The 22,055-nt window shown below is 39.6% G+C and carries 18 protein-coding genes; 8 read left to right on the top strand and 10 right to left on the bottom strand.

Features of this window, described 5'->3' with window-relative positions:
- Positions 1 to 83: 83 nt before the first annotated feature.
- Positions 84 to 1,313, bottom strand: coding sequence for a glycosyltransferase (locus NRL14_RS13475; protein ID WP_306724871.1), 1,230 nt, complete (start codon positions 1,311 to 1,313; stop codon positions 84 to 86).
- Entirely contained in the window at positions 1,310 to 2,314 is a 1,005-nt protein-coding gene (locus NRL14_RS13480; protein ID WP_008134483.1) for a LacI family DNA-binding transcriptional regulator, read from the bottom strand. The genes NRL14_RS13475 and NRL14_RS13480 overlap by 4 nt, the downstream gene beginning before the upstream one ends.
- Before the next feature lie 166 nt (positions 2,315 to 2,480).
- On the opposite strand from NRL14_RS13480, the gene NRL14_RS13485 reads away from it, so the two are divergent.
- Together NRL14_RS13485 and NRL14_RS13490 are read left to right on the top strand one after the other, a co-directional pair.
- Positions 2,481 to 4,943 (top strand): prolyl oligopeptidase family serine peptidase, encoded by a 2,463-nt coding sequence (locus NRL14_RS13485; RefSeq protein WP_306724872.1) that lies wholly within the window; start codon positions 2,481 to 2,483, stop codon positions 4,941 to 4,943.
- 71 nt (positions 4,944 to 5,014) lie between these two features.
- Complete coding sequence (locus NRL14_RS13490; protein ID WP_306724873.1) at positions 5,015 to 5,632, top strand: LysE family translocator; 618 nt, start codon at positions 5,015 to 5,017, stop codon at positions 5,630 to 5,632.
- A gap of 104 nt (positions 5,633 to 5,736) precedes the next feature.
- Here the strand turns inward: NRL14_RS13490 and NRL14_RS13495 are convergent, their stop codons facing one another.
- From NRL14_RS13495 to NRL14_RS13515, 5 genes are read right to left on the bottom strand one after another with little or no spacing between them, the layout of a single operon-like run.
- Entirely contained in the window at positions 5,737 to 7,131 is a 1,395-nt protein-coding gene (locus NRL14_RS13495; protein WP_306724874.1) for a polysaccharide lyase family 1 protein, read from the bottom strand.
- 25 nt (positions 7,132 to 7,156) lie between these two features.
- Positions 7,157 to 8,206 carry a pectinesterase family protein gene (locus NRL14_RS13500; protein WP_008134479.1) on the bottom strand — a complete coding sequence of 350 codons (1,050 nt, stop codon included), beginning with the start codon at positions 8,204 to 8,206 and terminating at the stop codon, positions 7,157 to 7,159.
- Positions 8,206 to 9,156, bottom strand: a complete 951-nt coding sequence (locus NRL14_RS13505) for a sugar kinase (protein WP_306724875.1) — start codon at positions 9,154 to 9,156, stop codon at positions 8,206 to 8,208. Before NRL14_RS13505 ends, NRL14_RS13500 begins: the two co-directional genes overlap by 1 nt.
- Positions 9,157 to 10,644: a UxaA family hydrolase gene (locus NRL14_RS13510; protein ID WP_306724876.1), complete on the bottom strand. Its 1,488-nt coding sequence runs from the start codon at positions 10,642 to 10,644 to the stop codon at positions 9,157 to 9,159.
- Position 10,645: 1 nt separating this feature from the next.
- On the bottom strand, positions 10,646 to 12,148 hold the full coding sequence (locus NRL14_RS13515) for a tagaturonate reductase (RefSeq protein WP_306724877.1): 1,503 nt from the start codon (positions 12,146 to 12,148) through the stop codon (positions 10,646 to 10,648).
- Positions 12,149 to 12,279: 131 nt separating this feature from the next.
- Here NRL14_RS13515 and NRL14_RS13520 point away from each other — a divergent pair, with 131 nt between their 5' ends.
- The 6 genes from NRL14_RS13520 to NRL14_RS13545 all read left to right on the top strand — a co-directional run bounded on the left by NRL14_RS13520 (position 12,280) and on the right by NRL14_RS13545 (position 18,015).
- Positions 12,280 to 13,044: an SDR family oxidoreductase gene (locus NRL14_RS13520; protein ID WP_306724878.1), complete on the top strand. Its 765-nt coding sequence runs from the start codon at positions 12,280 to 12,282 to the stop codon at positions 13,042 to 13,044.
- Positions 13,045 to 13,065: 21 nt separating this feature from the next.
- Positions 13,066 to 13,908, top strand: coding sequence for a 5-dehydro-4-deoxy-D-glucuronate isomerase (kduI, locus tag NRL14_RS13525; RefSeq protein WP_306724879.1), 843 nt, complete (start codon positions 13,066 to 13,068; stop codon positions 13,906 to 13,908).
- A 50-nt stretch (positions 13,909 to 13,958) separates the two neighbouring features.
- Complete coding sequence (locus NRL14_RS13530; protein WP_033015175.1) at positions 13,959 to 14,936, top strand: TRAP transporter substrate-binding protein; 978 nt, start codon at positions 13,959 to 13,961, stop codon at positions 14,934 to 14,936.
- Between the two features lie 6 nt (positions 14,937 to 14,942).
- On the top strand, positions 14,943 to 15,434 hold the full coding sequence (locus tag NRL14_RS13535; RefSeq protein WP_007377230.1) for a TRAP transporter small permease: 492 nt from the start codon (positions 14,943 to 14,945) through the stop codon (positions 15,432 to 15,434).
- On the top strand, positions 15,434 to 16,735 hold the full coding sequence (locus NRL14_RS13540) for a TRAP transporter large permease (RefSeq protein WP_306724880.1): 1,302 nt from the start codon (positions 15,434 to 15,436) through the stop codon (positions 16,733 to 16,735). The genes NRL14_RS13535 and NRL14_RS13540 overlap by 1 nt, the downstream gene beginning before the upstream one ends.
- Before the next feature lie 263 nt (positions 16,736 to 16,998).
- A complete protein-coding gene (locus NRL14_RS13545) occupies positions 16,999 to 18,015 on the top strand; it encodes a LacI family DNA-binding transcriptional regulator (RefSeq protein WP_007377232.1) in 1,017 nt (338 codons plus the stop codon).
- A 171-nt stretch (positions 18,016 to 18,186) separates the two neighbouring features.
- Here the strand turns inward: NRL14_RS13545 and NRL14_RS13550 are convergent, their stop codons facing one another.
- The 3 genes from NRL14_RS13550 to NRL14_RS13560 form a co-directional block, all read right to left on the bottom strand.
- Positions 18,187 to 18,918: an alpha/beta hydrolase gene (locus tag NRL14_RS13550; RefSeq protein ID WP_157770570.1), complete on the bottom strand. Its 732-nt coding sequence runs from the start codon at positions 18,916 to 18,918 to the stop codon at positions 18,187 to 18,189.
- Positions 18,919 to 19,139: 221 nt separating this feature from the next.
- A complete protein-coding gene (locus NRL14_RS13555) occupies positions 19,140 to 20,825 on the bottom strand; it encodes a glycoside hydrolase 43 family protein (protein ID WP_306724881.1) in 1,686 nt (561 codons plus the stop codon).
- Positions 20,826 to 20,834: 9 nt separating this feature from the next.
- Entirely contained in the window at positions 20,835 to 22,028 is a 1,194-nt protein-coding gene (locus tag NRL14_RS13560; protein ID WP_306724882.1) for a glycoside hydrolase family 105 protein, read from the bottom strand.
- Between the last annotated feature and the right edge of the window lie 27 nt (positions 22,029 to 22,055).

Here is a 22,055-nt window from a genome sequence, read left to right on the forward strand (position 1 = left end):
TAAAAATATAGACAATACAGCTAAAACTGCCCACGTTTGATGGGCGCGATTTTAAACACTAATTGGTGTGTGTCTAGTCATTTTTAATCTAATTTTTTATTTTTTTCAGCTATCCATTGCGACATGTATTGGGTGCTGCGCATTGTATGATGTTTGAGCATTTGGCCTGTAAAGTTTTTTTCGCGATGAGCTTTTAAATCGCTACTTATTGAATCGATTTTTTTAATTAACACCGTGCTCAATTGTACTTTATCGTAAAGCGTATTAAGGAGCGTGTTGCCATCTTGCTGCGCTTGTTCAAAGTCACTTTGATTGGTGTACATTTCAACAGCTGCATTGGCAAAATCGTCGGCGGTGTTGGCTATTTTACCAGGCCATGGTAAATCATTATGCATGCCCTCAGCACCAATATTGGTGGTAACGCTGGGTGTTTGCATAATCATGGCTTCAAGCAATTTACCTTTAATGCCAGCACCAAAGCGCAGTGGTGCTAAACATACACGTGCGCTTTGCATTACATCAAACGCATTATCGGCCCAGCCTTTTATTAAAAATCCTGTTTTAGGGTTATTTAGCGCTGTGGCTTTTGGTGGTGGGTAAGAGCCATAAATATGAAGTTCTGCTTTTGGAAGTTGCTTGCGAATAAGTGGCCATATCTTTTGTAAGTGCAACACGGCATCCCAGTTTGGCGCGTGCCTAAAATTGCCTATGGTCATAAAATGTTGGCGCTGCTCAAACGTTTTTGTACTTGCAGGTAATGAGCTTAAATCGACCATAAATGGTAAATGGTGCAATAAGCTTGGCTCTATTTTAAATACGCTGCTTAGTAAACGCATTTCATAGCTTGAAATAATTAAGTTTAAATCGCAGCGTAAAATAGCGGCGATTTCGCGTTTTGCTATGTCTGAGTGTAAATCGCTGATTGTAAACTCACGCTCACCTTTAAACGCTTCGTGACGAGCGTTACGCAGACATTGTAAATCTTCGGTATCTAAAATTTTAATCGCATGAGGGCAATGTTTATCGACGCGCCAGCCAAATTGTTCTTCCATCATAAAGCGGTCAAACATGACTATATCTGGGTTATAGGCTTTAACGTATTCGTCAAAGCTATCGCAGTTTAGTGCAATGCTTTGGCTGGTTATGCCAAAAGCGTCAAGGTTTACCATGTGCTCTGTGCGCTGCGCGGGCGTTGCAAATTCAACGTCCCAGTTTTGCGCTCTAAAAGTATTTAATAACGACATCATGTGCGTTCCCGCAGCAGATGAATTTGGTTCTGGCCATACGAAACCAATTACCAGCACTTTTTTCATTGGCTAGAATCTCTAATTAGTGAGTTTACATTTACCAGTGTTTTTACTGGCGGAGCTGTGTTTTGTAGCAATTCTTTGAGTACTAGGTGACAACGTTTAGCAATGTCATGTGTGTTAATTACAACGGTGCTTAAGCTGTAAGGCATAACGCTATAATAAGGTAAGTGGTAGCAGCTCGCTATTTTTATATTGTTATTGGTTGGTATGTTAAGCGTCTGTATTGCAGCAAAAACACCTTGTGCAATTATATCATTTTCGCATACAAGGGCGCTTAACTGAGGGTGTTTTGCGTAAGCTTCAATAAATGCATTTTTAGCACTAAGCGCTTGGTTTTGACTGCATGATATGGCTACCAAAGGCGTAACGCCGTGCTGTGAGCAAGCAGTATTAAAGCCACTTTGAAGTGCTTGAGAGTCGCTTAGCGTTAGCTCGCTTCCTATAAATGCAATATGTGTAACGCCTTGTGCAAGCAAATGCATGCTGGCTACGTGGCTGGCTTTTTTATAATCGGGAAGTACGCATGGCGCTGCGCTAAAGGGAACTTCTCGCATTAAGGTCATTACTTTTTGCTGTGCGCTGAGAGTATCGAGCCATTTGGCACAAGTATTAGCAACAGGGCAAATAATAAATGCGGCGGCGTTGTATTCTTTTAAGTTTTTAACCGCGTTTGTTTGCAGCTCAAGATTATTATTACTACTTACTATCATGGCTTGTAAGTTATTTTCGTTTAAAATACGCTCAAGGTTAGTCGCGAGTTGCGCCATATACGGATTAGTTAAATCGTTTATTACAATAGCGACTAAGTTAGAGCGCCTTGAGCGCATAGCTGCTGCATCGCGATTGTAAATGTAGCCTAGTTCGTCAATGGCTTTTAGTACTTTTTGTTTACTTTTTTTGCCGACTTTATCGCTTTGAGTAAGCACCAAGGATACGGTTGACTTTGATACACCAGCAAGATCTGCAACATCAAAAATAGTGACTGATTTAGCTCTGTTCTGCATTGTACTTAAAGTGCCGAAATAGTTAATAAATAGCGCAATAGTGTAGCTTAAATAACACTATTAAGTCATCTATTGGAATACTTTAAACGAGCTAAATGCTTTATGAACAAAGCAAAACGTGTTTATATACGTTTATAAAAGTAAAAAATAACAAAAGGATAAAAACATGAACGCTTTTAGGCTGTTAGTTGCCTTTATTTGTTGTGTTGCATTATTGCCAGCAAGTTATGCAGAACAAGGGTATCAAATGCCCTCACCAGAGCTTGCAGCTTTGGTTGATGCTAAATTAGCCCCCACTAGTTACTTGTCGAGCGATGGTCAGTGGCTTGCATTATTTGAACGCAAACGAGTGGTAACACTTGATGAGCTTGCAAAAGAAGAGCTTAAGCTTGCAGGGATTAAATTGAACCCAGCTAATTTTTCGCGTTCTCGTGTGAGCGCTAAGTTTAGCGCTGTTGAACTTAAACATGTTCGCACTGGTACAGTGATTAGTATTAATAATTTACCACGCGGTATTATTCGCTCTCCTCAGTGGTCGTCTAACAGCAAGTATTTAGCGTTTATAGTTGAGCAACCTAGCCAAGCAAATTTATGGCTTTACAATGTTGAAACAAAACAAGCAAAAGAGCTTTCAAGTGCAGCACTCAATTCAGTAATAACAGCAACTCCCTACGAATGGTTACCTGACAGTAGCGCCATAGTGGCAAACTTGGCGGTAAATGTTGGTAAACCTGCTTTGCAAAACGACAGTCAAAATGTAGTGCCTGTTATTCAACAAAGCACTGGTGAAAAAGCGCCCGCCCGCACTTATCAAAATCTATTAACAAGCCCATTTGATGAAGCGCAGTTTAAATTTTATGGCTTAGGTCAGCTGGCTTACATAACACTTGATGGTAATGCCCAAGCAATTGGACGTCCTTCTTTATTTAAAGCGTTTTCGATATCACCTGATTCGACAAATATATTGGTTGCAGGTATTAGCCAGCCATTTTCGTATCAAGTACCGTACAGCCGTTTTGCAAGCACTTGGCAAATATGGGGCATGCGCGGTTATGTTTTAGCCGAACTTGCAAAGCAACCTCTTGCCGATAATATTCCGCAAGGTTACGACAGTGTTCGCACTGGCCGCCGTGATTTTGAATGGCGAGCCGATCAAGGCGCTGAAGTTATTTGGGCGCAGGCGCAAGATGGCGGCGACATGAAAACCGACGTTGAGCACCACGATTATCTTTACAGCTTACGTGCACCATTTAAACGCGAGCCTAAATTGTTTGCCAAAGTAGAGCGCCGTTACGGGGGAATGGAGTGGAGCAACGAGAACATTGCAATGCTGACAGATTGGCGCTTTAGTGATCGCCAAGTACGTACTTACATCGTACAACCACGAAATGCCGACAGAAACCGCGTTTTATTTTCAGAGCGTAGTTATAACGATGCGTATAAAGATCCAGGTAATGCAATTTACGAGCACAACGATTTAGGTGCTAACGTTATTAAGATTGTAGGCGGGCGTTATATTTACCTGCGCGGTAATGGTGCTTCAGAGCAAGGTAATGTGCCGTTTTTAGATAGGTACGATGTTAAAACAAATAGCAGTAAGCGTTTATGGCAATCACAAGCGCCATACTACGAGCGCGTACGCGCACTGCTTGACGACGAAGGTGAGCGATTTATTACTATTCGTGAATCTAAAACAGAGCAACCTAACTTTTTTATACGCGATTTAGATAACGACACGCTAACGCAACTAACAACATTTGAGCACCCGTACCCTGCATTTAAAGGGGTAACTAAAGAGCAATTACGTTATAAGCGCGACGACGGTGTTGAGCTTTCTGGTACGCTTTATTTACCACCAGGGTATGACAAAGCACAAGGCCCGTTACCGGTACTTATGTGGGCTTACCCACTTGAATACAAAGATAAAGCGGTTGCATCGCAAGTACGCGAATCGCCTTATGCATTTACCTACATTGGTTATTGGGGCCCAATGCCTTACCTTGCCAAAGGGATTGCCGTGTTTGACGACCCTAAAATGCCAATAGTGGGTATTGATGGCAGCGAGCCAAACGATAACTTTAGAAAGCAGTTAGTATCAAGTGCGCAAGCAGCTGTTGATGTATTAGTTAAAAAAGGTATTGCCGATAAAGATAAAATTGCCATAGCAGGGCACTCGTATGGTGCATTTATGGTTGCTAACTTATTGGCTCATAGCGATTTATTTAAAACCGGTATTGCCCGCAGTGGCGCGTATAACCGCACATTAACGCCGTTTGGTTTTCAAGGAGAAGAGCGTGATTTTTGGCAAGCACAAAGTGTGTACGCTAATATGTCGCCGTTTTTCCATGCTGAAAAAATTAACGAACCAATGCTAATGATCCACGGCCAAGAAGATCCTAATTCAGGAACCTTCCCAATGCAAAGTGAGCGCATGTACGCAGCCCTAAAAGGTTTAGGTAAAGATGCCCGCTTAGTAATGCTTCCTTATGAAGCACATGGTTACCGCGCGCGTAAAAGCTTATTGCATGTATTGTGGGAACAAGAGCAGTGGTTAGACAAGTACTTGCTTAGTGATACAGTTGAGCCAGTAGAGGTCATTACTGAACCAATGGTAAGTGCTGGGAAATAGTAATAAACATGAGTAAGTAACAGCGCGGCTACTTATAGCCGCGTTTTTGCTTTTAATATGAGAGTAAATTAATGATTGATGTAGCAGCGCTTGCGGTTTTTATTCCTACGTTCTTTTTTGTGTCTATCACCCCTGGTATGTGTATGACGCTCGCTATGACTTTGGGTATGAGCATTGGCGTGCGCCGCACATTATGGATGATGATAGGCGAGCTATTAGGTGTCGCAAGTGTTGCTATAGCTGCGGTATTAGGCGTTGCAAGCGTAATGCTAAATTACCCAGATGCGTTCGCTATTTTAAAGTGGGTAGGCGGCGCGTACTTAATTTATATTGGCGTTAACATGTGGCGAGCCAAAGGAAAAATGTCTATTGATACCTCAAAGCCAAGTGATGTAAGTAGGCAGTCGTTATTTACCCAAGGTTTTGTAACTGCAATTGCAAATCCTAAGGGCTGGGCGTTTATGATTTCACTACTGCCGCCATTTATAAGTGTTGAGCATGCTGTAGCTCCTCAGCTTTTGGTGTTGTTAAGTGTAATAATGGTGAGCGAATTTGTATGTATGTTAGCTTACGCAACAGGCGGTAAAAGCCTGCGTTTATTTTTAAGCCGTGGCGATAATATAAAATGGATGAACCGTATTGCTGGCAGCTTAATGGCTGCTGTAGGTATCTGGTTAGCGCTAGGGTAATCGCTTAGCGAAGGAGCATATTTGTCATCTCTAAGTTTGACCTATTCAAAGGCCGGATGACTTTATTCACCAGCCGGCCTTCATATAATAAAAGTGAAGAATGATTACTCCGTAATCGAATTTATATAAGCGTTTATATTATGTTGGTTAGTTGGGTTTTTAGCTGCCCAACGATCATTTATACCATCTTTATTTTTATCAATTATGTCAGGGAATCCTAGAAATTGTCGTTCATATTCTTCCCAGCTTTTAATCATTTCTAGTTCACTGTTTATTAAACCTTTGCCGTTAATAGGCGTACTTCCATCTACTTGGTTTAACACTTGTGTATCAATATTATCTAAAAACATGCCATTGGCATTAAAATTAGCCCCTACGTTTTTTTCCTTTATAAGTGTGCTATAGGTTTTTTGAGTACTATTTATTGTCGCACTGTTTGCAGCACCATTGATTGGCTCTAACTTAACTCGACTGAGTCGTTTATCATCCATTGATATATTTTTACGTTTTGCATCTTTGCTAGTGCGATAGTTTACACCCAGTCGGTTATCGGCAGTTATTTCCTCATCTCCCTCAAAATAGTTACCAGATATATAAGCTTGAGACTTCGTTATATTTGGCGAGTACCATAAATCAACAAGTTGTATTGCTTTACTTGCGGGTCCCGGTTTGTAAATGTTGTTTATTAAGTTAAAGCGGCCATTCTCGCTACCATAAACATTATTGCTGCCCCAGTTAAAAATGATATTGTTGGAAAATTCAACAAATTCAAACTGTTCATCGTAAGGGGGTTTTAAGCGTGAACCATTTAATCGTGGTGTGCGGCTATTATGATGAGCGATGACATTATTAATAAAACTGGCTTTATTTCCCCCCCAAATTCCACCATAGCCATGACGCCCTTTGGGATGGATTGAATGATTAAGGCTCGCAGCTACAATTGAATTTTGCAGCGTGAATCGTTGGTTATTATAAAAGCTAGCAGTTTCATCGACTGACCAGCTAAATGAGCAGTGATCAATTATTATATCTCGGCTATTGCGCACAGACATCGAATCTTCAGCTAATTTAAATGTACCAAGGCGAAAACGCATATAGCGAATAATGATATGATCAGCATCCGAAACTTGAACTGGCGCACCCGCAACGGTAATGCCACCTGGAGAGGTTTGCCCTGCAATAGTTAAAAAGCCACTTTTTACAATAATGGGTTCTTTTAAATGAATAACACCGGAGATATTAAATACCACTGTGCGCTTGTATTTACGCTTTAAGGCGTGTCTAAGTGTTCCCTTTGCTGGGTTTTTAGGATTATCTTCCAGTGAGTTAACAATATAGATTTTGCCGCCATGCCCCCCTTGCGTGTATTTCCCGTATCCATCGGCATTTTTAAAGGCTAAATTTGAGTCGAGTGCATACCCGTGAGAGGTGAATACGCCCACTAATAAAACAAATACACTTAAACTTAAATATTTAATTTTCTTATTGATTGTATTCAAAGTATGCACCCTAAAATTGTTATGTTTATAAGCTAAAGCTATCAGTAGCAAAAGCAGTTTTATTTATTTGTTGTGCTAAATTATGAAGTACGGCATTTGGTTGCCATTTATCACCAAATACCCACTGTTCGACAGTTTGTTGGGCTAAATAAGTGTTAGTGGGCTGAAAATTATTACGTGCCCATGAATAACTATTAATGTTTTGATTATTCGCAAAAAAATACCGAGCGCCAAATTTGTTTGCCTTATTACGGCTTTTATCAGGGTAGGTTTTTTTGAATATTGGTTTGTCAGCCATGTGGCTAGAGAACTGGTTATTAATTAAATAAAACTGTGCATCATAATGATGTCGACCTAACCAAAAACCTTTTACACCATCAAATTCACTGTCATTTACAACGAGCTTTTGATTTACATTGAGTTCGCCATCATGCCAAAGAGTGGCACTTTGCTTTATGTTGAAGAATTTAGAATGCTCAATTAACGCGGTACCACGAGGACACACCATATCGGTTGCGCCAGTAAATGAGCAATATGAATGGTAATATAATCCATCTTTTTTATTCCACAAACTCAGAGTATCGGCCCCGTCGGAACTAATGTTACATTGATGCAAGGTGATGCGGGTGGCGTTTTCAAAACTACGAACCGCAAACTGGTGCTCGTTAGTGTTGTGTTCTCGGCCGTAGTGATTAGTGATTTGTAAGTTGACGATATTTATATCGCTACCGTTAATATTTACAACCGCCGCCCCCCAATCACTGTCGTGATTTTTTCGCCAGTTATTTCTAAGCTCAGGAAAAGTAATTCGCGTATTACTTTGCGACTGACCAACTAAACTTAAGTTATTACGAGTTATAAATAGCTTTTCGTTATATTCGCCAGCACTTATTAAAATAATAACGCGTTTAAAGTGAGTACTCGCATCAATAGCTTGTTGAATAGAGCTGAAATATTTAGGGTTATGCTTATCAACATACAAAATAGTACTGGGCTCACTTCCAATGGCTGGTGTTTTTGAGTGGATGTTGCAACTAACCAATAGACAAATAACGAAAAAAGTAAACTTCATCATTAACGACCTATTATTGACGTTTTTATTGAATCAGTATCAATACCTACAATCGCCCCTCGGTGTTGAATAACCTGTCCGGCTAATAAGTTACCAGCTTTGGCACAGTCCTCTATTGAATTACCGTGTAGCCAGTATGCTAGAAACCCCGCGTTAAATGAATCCCCAGCCGCTGTTGTATCAGTAACATTATCGACTTTGTTGGTTTTAAAATAGCGGGGCTCTGAGGTGTTTTTATTACTGTACTGACAACCATCAGCACCTGTTTTTATGAGCACATGCTGAGCGCCGGCTTTGTGTAAACGAGAATGGCAAGCGGTAATATTATTATCGGCCCAAATTTGTACTTCATCATCAAAAGTGAGCAATGATAAATTAGCAAGCGCATACATGACTTTGTTGGTTTTTTTACAGTGTTCATCACTTGCCCAAAGAGCCGGGCGGTGATTACTGTCATAAATAATATCGACACCTTGATGAGCAAGCTTTTTCAGAATTTCAAGCAGGGTATTGCAATCTTTAACTGATAAAATAGCGAGTGATATCCCTGATAGATAAATAGCATCAAAATGACTAAGAAGCGCGACAATATGGTTAAAATCAGGATGTGTTACCAAATATTTTGCTGCTGAGTCGCTTCGCCAATATTGAAAAGAGCGCTCTCCTTGAACATCGTTTTGGATCATATACAAACCAACCTGTTTATCAGGTGCGATAAGTACAAAATCAGTATTTAATTGATGTTTTTGCCACTGCTTTATCATCGCGGTGCTCAAAGTGTCGGCACCCATGCAAGTAACATAATTTACGTCAACACTTTGACCTGCGAGCTTTTTCAAATAAATAGCGGTATTCATTGTGTCACCGCCATAGTTTTGTTGCATAAAAGAAAATAATTGACCCGATAGCTCAACCATACACTCGCCAATAATTGCTATTTTTTTGATAGACATTTAAAGCGTGACTCCTTTTTTCCAGATAGCGACTTCACGAATATCATTCTTTTCATTACAGGTTTGTTTTCCGTTAACTATCTCAACAAGCAAGTCAACAAACTCACCATGCACTTGCTCCATACTTACATCGTTGATGAGCACACCAGCATCAAAATCTATCCAGCGTGTTTTTTTCTTGGCTAGCTCTGAATTAGTGGCAATTTTAAGCGTAGGAACAAAGCCGCCATAAGGGGTGCCACGACCAGTAGTAAATAGTACAATGTGGCAACCAGAAGCACCTAAAGCACTTGTTGCAATTGGGTCATTGCCAGGTGCATCTAGTAAGTTTAAACCGGGTACGCTCAAACGTTCACCGTAGTGTAAGACGGCTTGTACTTTGCTGCTGCCAGCTTTTTGTGTACACCCTAGTGATTTATCTTCCAATGTGGTTATTCCGCCTTTTTTATTTCCAGGTGACGGATTTTCGTAGATGGGTTGATTATGTGCTTTGTAATAACCTTTAAAGTTGTTAACCATTTCAACTAACTTATGAAAGGTTGCTTCGTCTTTACAACGCGACATTAATAGCGTTTCGGCACCAAACATTTCTGGTACTTCGGTTAACACGGTTGTACCGCCTTGGGCTATTAAATAATCTGAAAACACACCTAGCATAGGGTTAGCTGTTATGCCCGATAGGCCATCACTGCCACCACACTCTAAACCAAATTTAACTTCACTTAATTTTCCAGGTTCGCGTTTGTCGTGCTTTATTCGACTATAAATTTCTTCGAGAAGAGCGACACCATCTTCAATTTCGTCATCAGCTTGTTGTGTGATTAAAAATTTAACGCGGTTTTCATCAAAATCCCCAAGCCCTTCTTTAAACACATTTAATTGGTTGTTTTCACACCCCAAGCCAACAACCAATGCACCGCCTGCGTTAGGGTGCAATACCATGTTTTGTAAAAGAATACGGGTTGTTTCTAAATCATCACCGAGCTGTGAGCAGCCAAATTGATGAGGGAAAACATGAATTCCGTCAATGCCAAGATCAGGGTTTCGTTGCATAAACTCTTTTTTCATTTGTGCAATCATACCGTTTACACAGCCAACAGTAGGGATAAGCCAAATCTCGTTGCGTATACCAATTTCGCCATTTTTACGACGATAAATATTAACATCGGGTGATGGAGTTGCTGCTGCTTGGTCAATAAACTCAGGGGTGTATTGATATTCAAGCTCATCGTTTAGGGTGGTTTTAACACAGTGTGTATGAACCCACGTACCTTTTGGTATATTAGCTAAAGCAAAGCCAATTGGAGCACCATATTTTATAACTTTTTCGTCTTTTTCTATGTCATGCAAAGCTACTTTATGGCCTTTGTCTACATCTTGAGTTACTAAAATGTCGATGCCATCAACCGGTAATGTTTCGCCTGCTCCAATATTGCGCATGGCAATTGCTACATCATCGGTTGGGTGTAATTTGATTAATGGTTTCATTTTATTGACCTAATTTACTTTCAATGGTGGCTGCTACACTGGTGTTCAACATACTCTGTAGATAACCTACGATGCTTTGTTTAAGGCCTGAAATATCATTTAAATTTGTTTCCCAGTGCCAATCACAGGCTAGGAACTTTTCAACCAATTGTTCAATACTTAAGCTACCGCGGTCATACTCCAGCCAGTTGTCTTTAAAAAACGCTAACCATTGTTCGCTATCACTGAGAGCTATAGGCTCATCATTACGTAAACCACGGTAAAATAAAATTTGTCCAGCCATTGCCATCGCAATTAACTCAGGAACCTTTTGGTTTAATTCCACATATTTAAATAGCTGAGGTAGCAGGCGTGTCTTAAATTTAGTCATACTGTTTAGTGAAATAGACAATAGTAGATGGCAAATATAGGGGTTTCTAAAGCGGTTAAGTACATCGCTGGCAAACTTCTTTAGCTCATCTGCGGGTAAATCAAGGGTCGGAATAATCTCATCAGCAATGAGTTGAGTTAAATATCGTTCAAATAATTGAGCACTAAGGGCATCACCAACCGAGTCAATATTTGCCATATATGCCAGCGGCACTAACGCTGTATGTGCTCCATTTAAAATAGCCACTTTGCGTTGTTTGTAAGGTGAAATATCGTCGACAATTTTTATATTTACGTCACTGTCTTTCAAACACAATAACTCAGCGAGATGTTTTGGTCCTTGAATAACAAATAAGTGAAAATACTCGGCAGTGACCATAAAGTTGTCTAAATAACCGAGTGACTCTTGCAGTTGTTGATGTTCGTCTCGTGGAAAGCCTGTCACAATACGGTCAACTAGGCTTGAGCAAAAATGGTTATGTACATTTAACCATTGGGTAAACTCTTCTGGTAATTGCCAATTTTTTGCGTACTTTAAAACGATTTCTTTGAGCTTTTCGCCATTGTAATCAATAAGTTCGCACGGAATAATGACCATGCCACTTTCTGCTGAGCCAGTAAAGTGATTAAATCGATGAAATAACCATTGTGTTAGCTTTGCTGGGAATGCTTTTGCAGGTTTATCCTCTAGCTTGTCTGAATCAATGTACTCTATGCCTGCTTCAGTTGTATTTGAAAAAATGATTTTCAAATCAGAATTTGTAGCAAGCTCTAAAAAACGCTCAAGGTTTTTATAAATAGGGATCTCTTCATTAACGCAACCAATAATACGCTCTTCACTTACGGTTTCACCTTGCTCATTTAAGCCACGAATAATAGTGGTGTACAAACCATCTTGTGTATTTAGCAGCGGTAATGTGTCGTAATCAATTGGGCGAATAATTGCAATGCCTGCACTTAGATCACTCGTTTGGTTTAATTTATCTATTTGCCAATCGACAAAAGCGCGTAAAAAGTTACCTTCACCAAATTGCATTATTTTTGTTGGGTATTTGTTTTTATTAAAGTTTTTTCTATTCAATGTTTGCATAATATAACCCATTTTGAGTATCGATTGGCCTGTTGTTGATTTCATACTACTTATAAATGCCACCGGTGGCAAATTAAATTTGACAAACTGCCACCGGTAGCGAAGAATGGCTTTTAACAACTCAAATTATTTTATTTACATTATATAAATATAGAGATTAACGATAGGAATTGGCAATGAGCATGCATTTATTCGATTTAAAGGGAAAGACGGCCTTAGTAACTGGGGCCAGCCGTGGATTAGGGCAGCAAATAGCCTTGGGTTTAGCTCAAGCAGGTGCAAATATTATATGTAGCAGTAGCCAAGAGAATGGTTGCAAAAACACGTGCCAGATGATTAACAATGAATCAGGGCAAGTGATTGAATTATATGCTGATTTAAGCCGCGAAGATGCTGTTATTTCGCTTGCGGAGCGTGCATTAGAGTATGCTGGGACTGTTGATATTTTAATTAATGTAGGTGGCACTATTTTTCGAAGTCCAGCCGTAGATTATCCGTACGAGCAGTGGCAAAACGTAATGAAAGTAAATGTTGATGCTAGTTTTTTACTTGCTCAGGCACTTGCACCTGCAATGATTAAAAAAGGGCAAGGGAAAATTATCAATATTGCGTCAATGCTTTCATATAGTGGTGGCATGACAGTACCTGCTTACACAGCAAGTAAACATGCTATTGCAGGCGTTACTAAAGCATTAGCGAATGAATGGGCGCAATATAATATTCAAACAAATGCAATTGCTCCCGGTTACTTTAAAACCGATAACACACAAGCTTTACAAGATGATCCTACTCGAAACAGTGAGATCGAAAAACGTATACCAGCAGGGCGTTGGGGTGAAGCTGAGGATTTAATTGGAACCGCCATCTTTTTATCATCAGCTGCTAGCGATTATGTTAATGGACATATTTTAGCTGTTGATGGCGGCTGGTTAGCACGATAACTTTATTTTAGGTAGCAAACTATGAGTACAGAAATTGAGTCACGTTACGCCGTTGGTCCAAATGAAGTGAAAGGCTACGATACACAGCAGCTCAGAGATGAGTTTTTGGTTGATAAGCTTATGCAAGTAGACAAAATTTATTGGCTGTACACGCATTACGAACGTTTTATGGTAGGTAGTGCGGTTCCAACTGCAGGAGCTTTAACGCTAGAGACATTAGATAACCTTAAAGCAGCTCATTTTTTGAATGGACGTGAATTGGGCATTATCAATGTAGGCGGCCGAGGTACGGTAACCGCAGACAATGAGACGTTTGAACTTAACTACAAAGATGCTTTGTATATAGGTAAAGAATCAAAAAATGTGACATTTAAAAGCTGTGATAACACAAATCCAGCTAAGTTTTATTTAAATTCGGCGCCAGCACACCATAAATACCCAAATAAACGAGTTACCCGTAATGATGCAAACGTCTTGCATTTAGGCGCTTTAGAAACGTCTAACGAGCGTGATATAAACCAAATGCTGATTAATACAGTTGTAAAGACATGCCAATTACAAATGGGTTTGACTGAGCTAAAGCCTGGTAGTGTATGGAATACAATGCCTGCTCATCAACATGATCGACGTAATGAAGTGTATTTTTATTTTGAAATACCAGAGCATCAAGCTGTGTGCCATTTTATGGGAGAACCCACAGAAACGCGCCATTTATGGATACATAATGAACAGGCCGTTGTTTCACCTGCGTGGTCTATTCATTCTGGGTCGGGTACTCAAAACTACAGTTTTATCTGGGGGATGGCTGGCGAAAATCTAGATTATGATGATATGGATAAATATCAGCCGCATGAACTGAGGTAATGTAGTTCGTACAATCGCTTATTCACACACTGATAAGAAGAAATATAATAATGCATAAGAATCTTCTCAATGTCGTTTTTTTGGTTTTATCGATCGGGCTACTCACCAGTTGTAGCGATGATAAAAAAACCATACGTTTAACATTAGCGCATACACTTGATACTCGTCATGTGGTTCACAAGGCGATGGAATATATGGCAACGCGGCTAGATTACTATTCAAAGGGGAGTATGGAGATAGTAATTTACCCAGGTGGCCAACTTGGTTCTGAACGAGAGTTAATTGAACTATTACAAATAGGCAGCCTTGCTATAACCAAAGTATCAGCCAGTCCTCTTGAAGGGTTTGTACCTGAAATGAAAGTATTTGGTATCCCTTACTTATTCAGAGATAGTGAACATTTTTGGCGAGTACTCAATAGCGAAACAGGCCAAAATTTACTCGATAAGGTTGCAACTGCAAAACTTAAAGGGCTGGGTTATTACGATGCGGGTAGCCGTAGTTTTTATACAACGAATAAACCAATCAACACACCTGATGACTTAGTGGGTGAAAAAATAAGAGTACTGAATAGTCCAACTGCGGTTGCCACTGTCCAAGCCCTTGGTGGTGCAGCTGCGCCTATTGCATGGGGTGAACTCTATGCAGCTTTGCAACAAGGTGTTGTTGATGGTGCAGAGAATAACCCACCTAGTTATTACTTATCTCGCCATTATGAAATAGCAAAATATTATTCATTGGATGAGCACACATTTGTACCTGATGTGATTATAGCCAGCCAAAGTGTGTGGGATTCGTTAAATACCCAGCAGCAGCAATGGCTAAGCCAAGCAATGGCTGATTCAGTAAAGTACCAGCGTTCGTTATGGCAAACCGCTTCTGATGACGCCCTTGCAAAAGTAATTGAAGCGGGTGTTGAAGTAACCTATCCAGATAAAAAAGCATTTCGCGATCAAGTCGTTGAGTTTCATGCGTCTTTTGACAACACTCCTGTTGCAAAAGTAATAACAAAAATTAAAGCAATGTAGTGAGAGATGATGCGTAAATTTAACACACTTTTAAATCACCTAATTGAGCGTATTTTGATTATGGCTATGGTTGCCATTGTTGCAGTGGTTTGCTGGCAGGTTTTTTCGAGATTTATAATGCGTTCGCCAAGTTCATATACCGAAGAATTAGCGCGCTTTTTGCTTATTTGGATTGGCGTATTAGGTGCAGCCTACGCTTATCGAACACGTGCACATTTAGGGCTTGATCTGTTTTATGAAAAAATGAAACCGAGACTAAAGCACAAATGCGCTATTTTTATAGAATTAATAGCGCTAATAACAGCCAGCAGTCTATTAATTTATGGGGGCGCTTTATTGATGCTATTAAGCTTTGATTTGAAGCAAACATCAGCAGCTTTAGGCATTAATATGGGATTTGTTTATTTAGTGTTGCCATTAAGCGGGGTACTTATTGCGATTAATTGCTTAGATAATTTACTTCAATTAGCCGCTACTAGACAGAAGGAGGAGGTGTAATGGATTTTACAGCAATAATTCTCGTCGTTACTTTTTTTGCATTACTACTTATTAATGTCCCTATTTCAATATGCATTGGTTTAGCTACTTTACTCGCCTTATTAATGCATATGGATTTTACGCCGGCGGCGACGACTATCGCCCAACAGCTAGCTGGTGGATTAGATAGTTTTGCTTTACTTGCTATTCCATTTTTTATTCTCTCTGGGTTTATCATGGGCCAAGGAGGGATCGCCAAGCGGTTAATCGAATGTGCGATGGCATTAATAGGGTTTTTACCTGGTGGCTTAGCGTTGGTAAATGTTTTGTCGTGTATGCTATTTGGTGCAATATCAGGTTCTGCTGTAGCTGCAACCTCAGCGATTGGTAGTTTTATGGTACCAGAGATGAAAAAACATGGTTACAGTGAAAACTTTGCGGCTGCTGTCACCGCAACGGCATCCACGACGGGCATGCTAATTCCACCCAGTAATATTTTAATTATTTATGCAATCGCCAGTGGTGGTGTTTCAATTGCGGCATTATTTATAGCAGGTTACCTTCCCGGTATATTAGTTGGACTTGCATTAATGACTGTTTGTGCGGTGTATTCTATTAAAAATAAATACCCTGTAACAGCACGCCTACCGTTAAACATTGTTATTGAAAAAGTGTTGGCTGCCTTTCCTAGTTTACTGCTTATTTTTATTGTAATAGGCGGTATTATTGGAGGGGTATTTACTGCAACCGAAGCGGGGGCAATCGCGGTAATTTATGCGTTAATATTATCTGTTATTGTTTATAAGGAAATTAGTTTAGCCGCGTTACCTGGAATATTGCTAAAAGCATGTGAAACAACCGCGATTGTAATGCTCATCATTGGTGCTTCTTCTGCAATGTCTTGGCTGCTATCATTTACCCATATTCCGCAAATTGTCAGTGATTTCTTTTTAACACTCAGTGATAATCCAATTATTATATTATTACTCATAAACTTGATTTTAATTCTAGTGGGCGCGTTTATCGACATGACTCCTGCGGTGCTTATTTTTACGCCAATATTTTTGCCTGTGGCCGAACAGTTTGGTATGTCGCCCATACAATTTGGTATTATGATTGTATTAAACTTATCCATAGGATTGGTGTCGCCACCAGTAGGAAGTGTACTTTTTGTAAGTTGTGCAGTGGCTAAAACGTCTCTTCATAAAATTATTAAGCCAATGATCCCATTATATATTGTTATGTTTTTAGTTTTAATGCTTGTTACCTACGTACCTGCTGTGAGTGAGTTTTTACCTCGCTTATTAGGTCTTATTGAGTAACATGATCTGAACTTGGGATAATTAATTTGACTCAAGCCGTTATTTTTACGCTAACAGCGCTGAATCTACTACAATAGGCTATACAAAAAGCGGTTGGTCGAATTTATTTTGCGTAAAAGCCAACCGCTGTTATAACTATTGTCTTACAAAATAATTTATTTTTGGGTTCATTTTTGCCTTGAAAGACTAATCACTGCAATGGTTTCTTTACAGACATCAAGTAGCTGGTAAAATTGAAGATTACCCTTGTTCAGGAACTTATAATGTCAGTAACGATCAATGATGTAGCACGGCTTTCAGGTGTTTCAAAACGTACTGTTTCTCGCGTAATTAACTGCTCACCAGCAGTAGGTGAGGCAACGCGTGAGCGGGTACTGGAAATAATTAAAGAAACAGGCTTTTCACCAGATAAGCAGGCTCGTGGACTCGCATCTAGTCGTTCTTATTTATTAGGACTAATTTATGATAACCCTGATGCGCTTTATATTGACCAAGTACAACGCGGTGCTCTAAGTGTGTGCGCCGAACTGGGTTATGAGCTAGTTGTTCACCCCGGGTCGTCAAAGCATGAGGACTTTATTGATGATTGCTTACGTTTTATTTCACGCTCAAAATTAGATGGCGTGATTATCCTACCACCAGTATCTGAAAATAAAGCACTTGCGGCGGCTCTTCGTGAAGCACAATGTCCTTATGTACGCCTTGCCTCTGTTGATTTAGATGATGCAGACAATATAGTTGTCTCGGATGAGCGTGCAGCCATGCGTGATATGGCAAGCCATTTAGTTGAACTTGGTCATACCGATATTGGTTTTATTTCTGGGCCGCAACATTTTCGTTCATCTACTGAGCGTTTAGCCGGTTTTTTGGCTGAGTTACAGGTTTACAATGTGCAACTACCAGACAGTCGTATTGTGGAAGGGAAAAATAATTACGAAAGTGGCTTAATGTGCGCACAAACACTGTTAGACACGCCTAATAGACCAACAGCTATTGTAGCTAATAATGATGAAATGGCCGCAGCGGCATTACGCGTTGCAAGTAACTTAAATATCAAAGTACCCGATGAGCTTTCAGTTGCAGGATTTGATGATAATATTTTAGCGTCGCGCATTATTCCTTCGTTAACGACGATTCGTCGACCTGTTTATAATATGGCATGTTTAGCAGTACAAAAGTTAATAAATAAGTCACGTGCAACAAAAGAAAAGTTACCACTTCAAAAAACGGTTACGCCCACTTTAGTTAAGCGAGAGTCGACAGGGCAATGTAGCGAATAATACCAATCGGCATAAATACTTGAACAATTTAATGAATTAAATCACTCTATAACGTTGTTAAAAATTTTTTATTTAGAACAATTAGATATAAAATTTTTGCCTAGTTATAGTGCAATTTTCTTATCGTTAAATAGACCCCCCATATATAAGCCGGTTGGTATAAAATACCCGTTATAGCTGTTTTTTTAAAAATAACGTCATTGCTTTTATTGTGTCTGTTTGCCACGGTTGAAATAGCCAAAAACAATGAGGAGCATCTTTAAATTGATAAACTTCAGTGGTTATACCCAGAAAATTTAACTTTTGAATGGCTTTTTCTCTGCCTGCATAAAAACGCTTAGCACTACTATTGATAAATAAGGTCGCGGGTGAGCTTGCGTTAATATAGTTAATTGGTGACGCATTATGCCAACGTTGGGGGTTATCCTCATATCGCGAACCGAGCCAAGCACTCGCAGATGTTATTTTTTTACTTGGGTCATTTTCATAGCGTAGGGCTATAGGTGTTGTAAAATCGCTCAATCCATCAATATTTATTAATACGTTAGCTTTTATAAGTGGGTTATTAGTTTCTTTTAATTGCCCTTGACTGTAGGCCAGTAAGGCCGCCATTTGCCCTCCTGCAGAGCTGCCAATTAGCGCTAGTTTTGATGTATCTATATTATATTGTGCTTTATGAGTTGTAAGCCAGTTCAGCGCAGTGGCTAAATCATTAATTGCAGCAGGATATTGCGCCTCTGTTGATAATCTATATGCAGGCACTGCAACCACAAACCCTTGTGCTGCAATAGAAAATGCTAATGTTTTTAATAGTTCAGGTGTTCCTGATTGCCAGCCCCCACCATGAATCATGACAACAAGTGGTAAGGAAGCGGTTGAATTTTTGGGGCGATAAATAGACATTGCTAATACATGGTCGGTAACTTTTTTATAAACAACATCCTGATAGGACAAGATTTCGCGGGGTATTGTTTGTGAGGGTAACTGTATTTGTGGGTAATCCTTTATTAATTTTTTATACCTATTTTGCAACGTGTACTCTTTTCCATATGCGGATGATACTACAAAAAAGGTACTTAGAATGAGTATAATACAATGAATTAATCTGTTGCTATTACGCATTTTTAATTTTGCTCTGTTGGTGTGAATCGAAAATAATCAACATCTATAAATTGCGTTGCGTTTGGCTTAGATGCAACATGAAATAAACCCACTTTTGCTCCTACCCAGCGTCCCTTTGTAGCACTAAAATGTTCACCAATAATTCGAAAAGGATCTGTGCTATTAGTGCGATAACTAAAAATAGCATCGCCAGTGGGTTGCATTGTCATACGTAACTCAACATTATTACCAGAGAAAGGTTGAGGTTCTTTTAAGTGTTCATTACAGCCTTTACGTGCATTTATACATTGTGCGTAAACCAGTTGATTAGTTTGCGTTTCTTTATCATAAGTAATACCGATCCATGCATAGTTCTCACCAAATAAAACAAGTCCTGCTTGGCCTTTTAATGGCAATTTAGGTAACGTAAGTTTAGTGGTTAGAGTAAAGGTATTTGTGGGTAATTTTTGTAGTAATAGAGAAGGTGTTAACCACAAGCTGTCATTGCTTTCGGCTATTTTTTTCTGCTGATATAAGCGCAAAACACCAAGCTTTTTAGTTAGCGAATACCAACGTACATCAGAATTTGCGTTCCATTGCCATTGTAGAGCCAGTTGTTCAGCGGTAAAATCATCACTCGCTTTAAGTGATTTAATCGTCACTGTATCGCTATGCACTGGTTTTTTATAGCGTAAAACAGGCTCACCTATTTCATCACCGTCTTCGTCTTTGCCGATGATAGGCCAATCATTTTTCCACTGCATTGGTTGTAAATGTATGATACGGCCATACGCTTTTTTTGACTGAAAGTGGATAAACCAATCTTCATCAAAGTCAGTATGTATCCAAGCACCCTGATGCGGGCCATTAATAATAGAATTACCTTGATTCATAACTATTTTAGCTTGGTAAGGACCGGCGATATTTTTACTACGAAACACCGATTGCCAACCTAAATCAACGCCACCTGCTGGGGCAAATATATAATAATAGCCATTACGCTTATAAAATTTGGGTCCCTCAATCGTCCTATATCCAGGGAAATTTTTGCCATCAATGATATGAGTAAATAGGCTGCTTACCGATGATGCATCGCTTGTCATTTCCCTCAAACTTAAAACATTATTAAAGCCTGAACGACTCTTTGCCCAAGCATGTAATAAGTAACTTTTACCGTTATCATCCCACAGAGGTGTTGGATCGATGAGTCCTTTTCCTGATAAAATTAAGCGCGGTTTGCTCCATTTTTTTGCTGGATTGGCTGTCGTGGTAACATAAATACCAAAATCAGGATCTGGGTAAAATATCCAAAACAAGTTATTGTGATAACGTATATTTGGTGCCCAAACACCATTACCATGTTGCACTTTTTGGTAATGCGTTACGGGGATCTGTTCTGTTAGTGCGTAATTAATTAAAGACCAATTAACTAAATCGGTTGAATGAAGTATTGGCAATCCTGGGGCTGAATTAAAGCTAGACGCGGTCATGTAGTAGTGGCCATTGACAGCAACAACATCAGGATCGGAATAATCGGCGTGTAATATAGGATTTGTATAATCGTCGGTATTTAAACTAACGCGCTTAATACCAGTATTATCTGTTACATAGGCCGCGTCTGGTGGGGCAATTGATTTGGCTGAAAATGAAAAAGTAACGAGGTAATATACAAAAAATTTTAACAGTATTATTATATTTATTGGTCGCATTATTAGGCCTTAACGCATCAAAGCAAGGCTAGCTAAAATAAATGGCCCTACGCCTTTAGGATCATTGGCTCGAATATCCTCACTTATATAATACCCAAAGCTACCATCGCGATAGGGTGTACCACCAAGGCCTGCTACGGCACATGTCTGAGTAAAAGAAATACGTTGGTTCGTTGCATCGACTAAAATAAATTGTTTAATTAAACCGTTGTAGCTTCGCTGTGCATGTAACAAGTAGTCCGCAGGAAGGTAGCCGTTCATAACACCTTGAGCCATAGCATAAGTTAACATAGCGCTGCCTGATGATTCTAGGTAATTGCCTTTAATACTTGCTTTATCAGTTACTTGAAACCAGGTGCCAGAACTATCTTGGTAAATAAGAGCGGCATCAATTAGCGCCTTAAAGCGTGTGTTTAGCCACGTTTTTTTATTGTAATTGTTCGGGAGTTGGTCAAGTACGTCGACCATTGCCATGGCATACCAACCAATAGAACGAGACCAATGATTAGGCGATTTTCCTGTTTTAGGGTTTGCCCATGCCTGTTGTTTAGATTCATCCCACCCATGTACAGGTAGTTTAGTATCACTGCGATAAAGGTATTTTTCTATTAATTCAAACTGTTTGATTACATCGTCGAATTGAGTTTCGCTGCCATAGCGGCGTATATATTGTGCATAAAAGGGCGCACCCATATAAAGCCCATCGAGCCACATTTGGGAGGTATAACGCTTTTTATGCCAAAACCCACCTTCTTTAGTACGAGGATGATGTTCTAGCTGCTTGTAAAGAGTATCGATTGCTAAGCGATATTTATTGTTTTTAGTCTCATCATACATAAAAAACAATAATTTACCGGCGTTGAGCATATCAATATTATATTTACTCTGTTGATAGCTTTTAATGGTGCCATCTTCATTAATTAAGCTATCAACATACTCACGTATATAATCAAAGTAGCGTTTGTCTTTTGTATTTTGATAAAGCCGAGAGAATGCGAGTAGCTCAAGGCCGTGTGTGTAATCCCAACGTGGCGCTTTGCGCCAATCGAGGGTATACGCCTGTGGGTTTCGCTGCATCTCTGATTCAGCCATTCTGATAGACCATAAATTTTCATTTGGTAATGGCTCGGCTTTCAAAGTAAAAACACAACAAAAAATACAGATAAGCACTGAAAATACAGCTGAACTAAATGGTAAATGCATAGTAACGCAACCTTATTTTGAAGAATG

The sequence above is a fragment of the Pseudoalteromonas sp. 20-92 genome (assembly GCF_030847595.1).
Taxonomy (GTDB): Bacteria; Pseudomonadota; Gammaproteobacteria; order Enterobacterales; family Alteromonadaceae; genus Pseudoalteromonas; species Pseudoalteromonas fuliginea.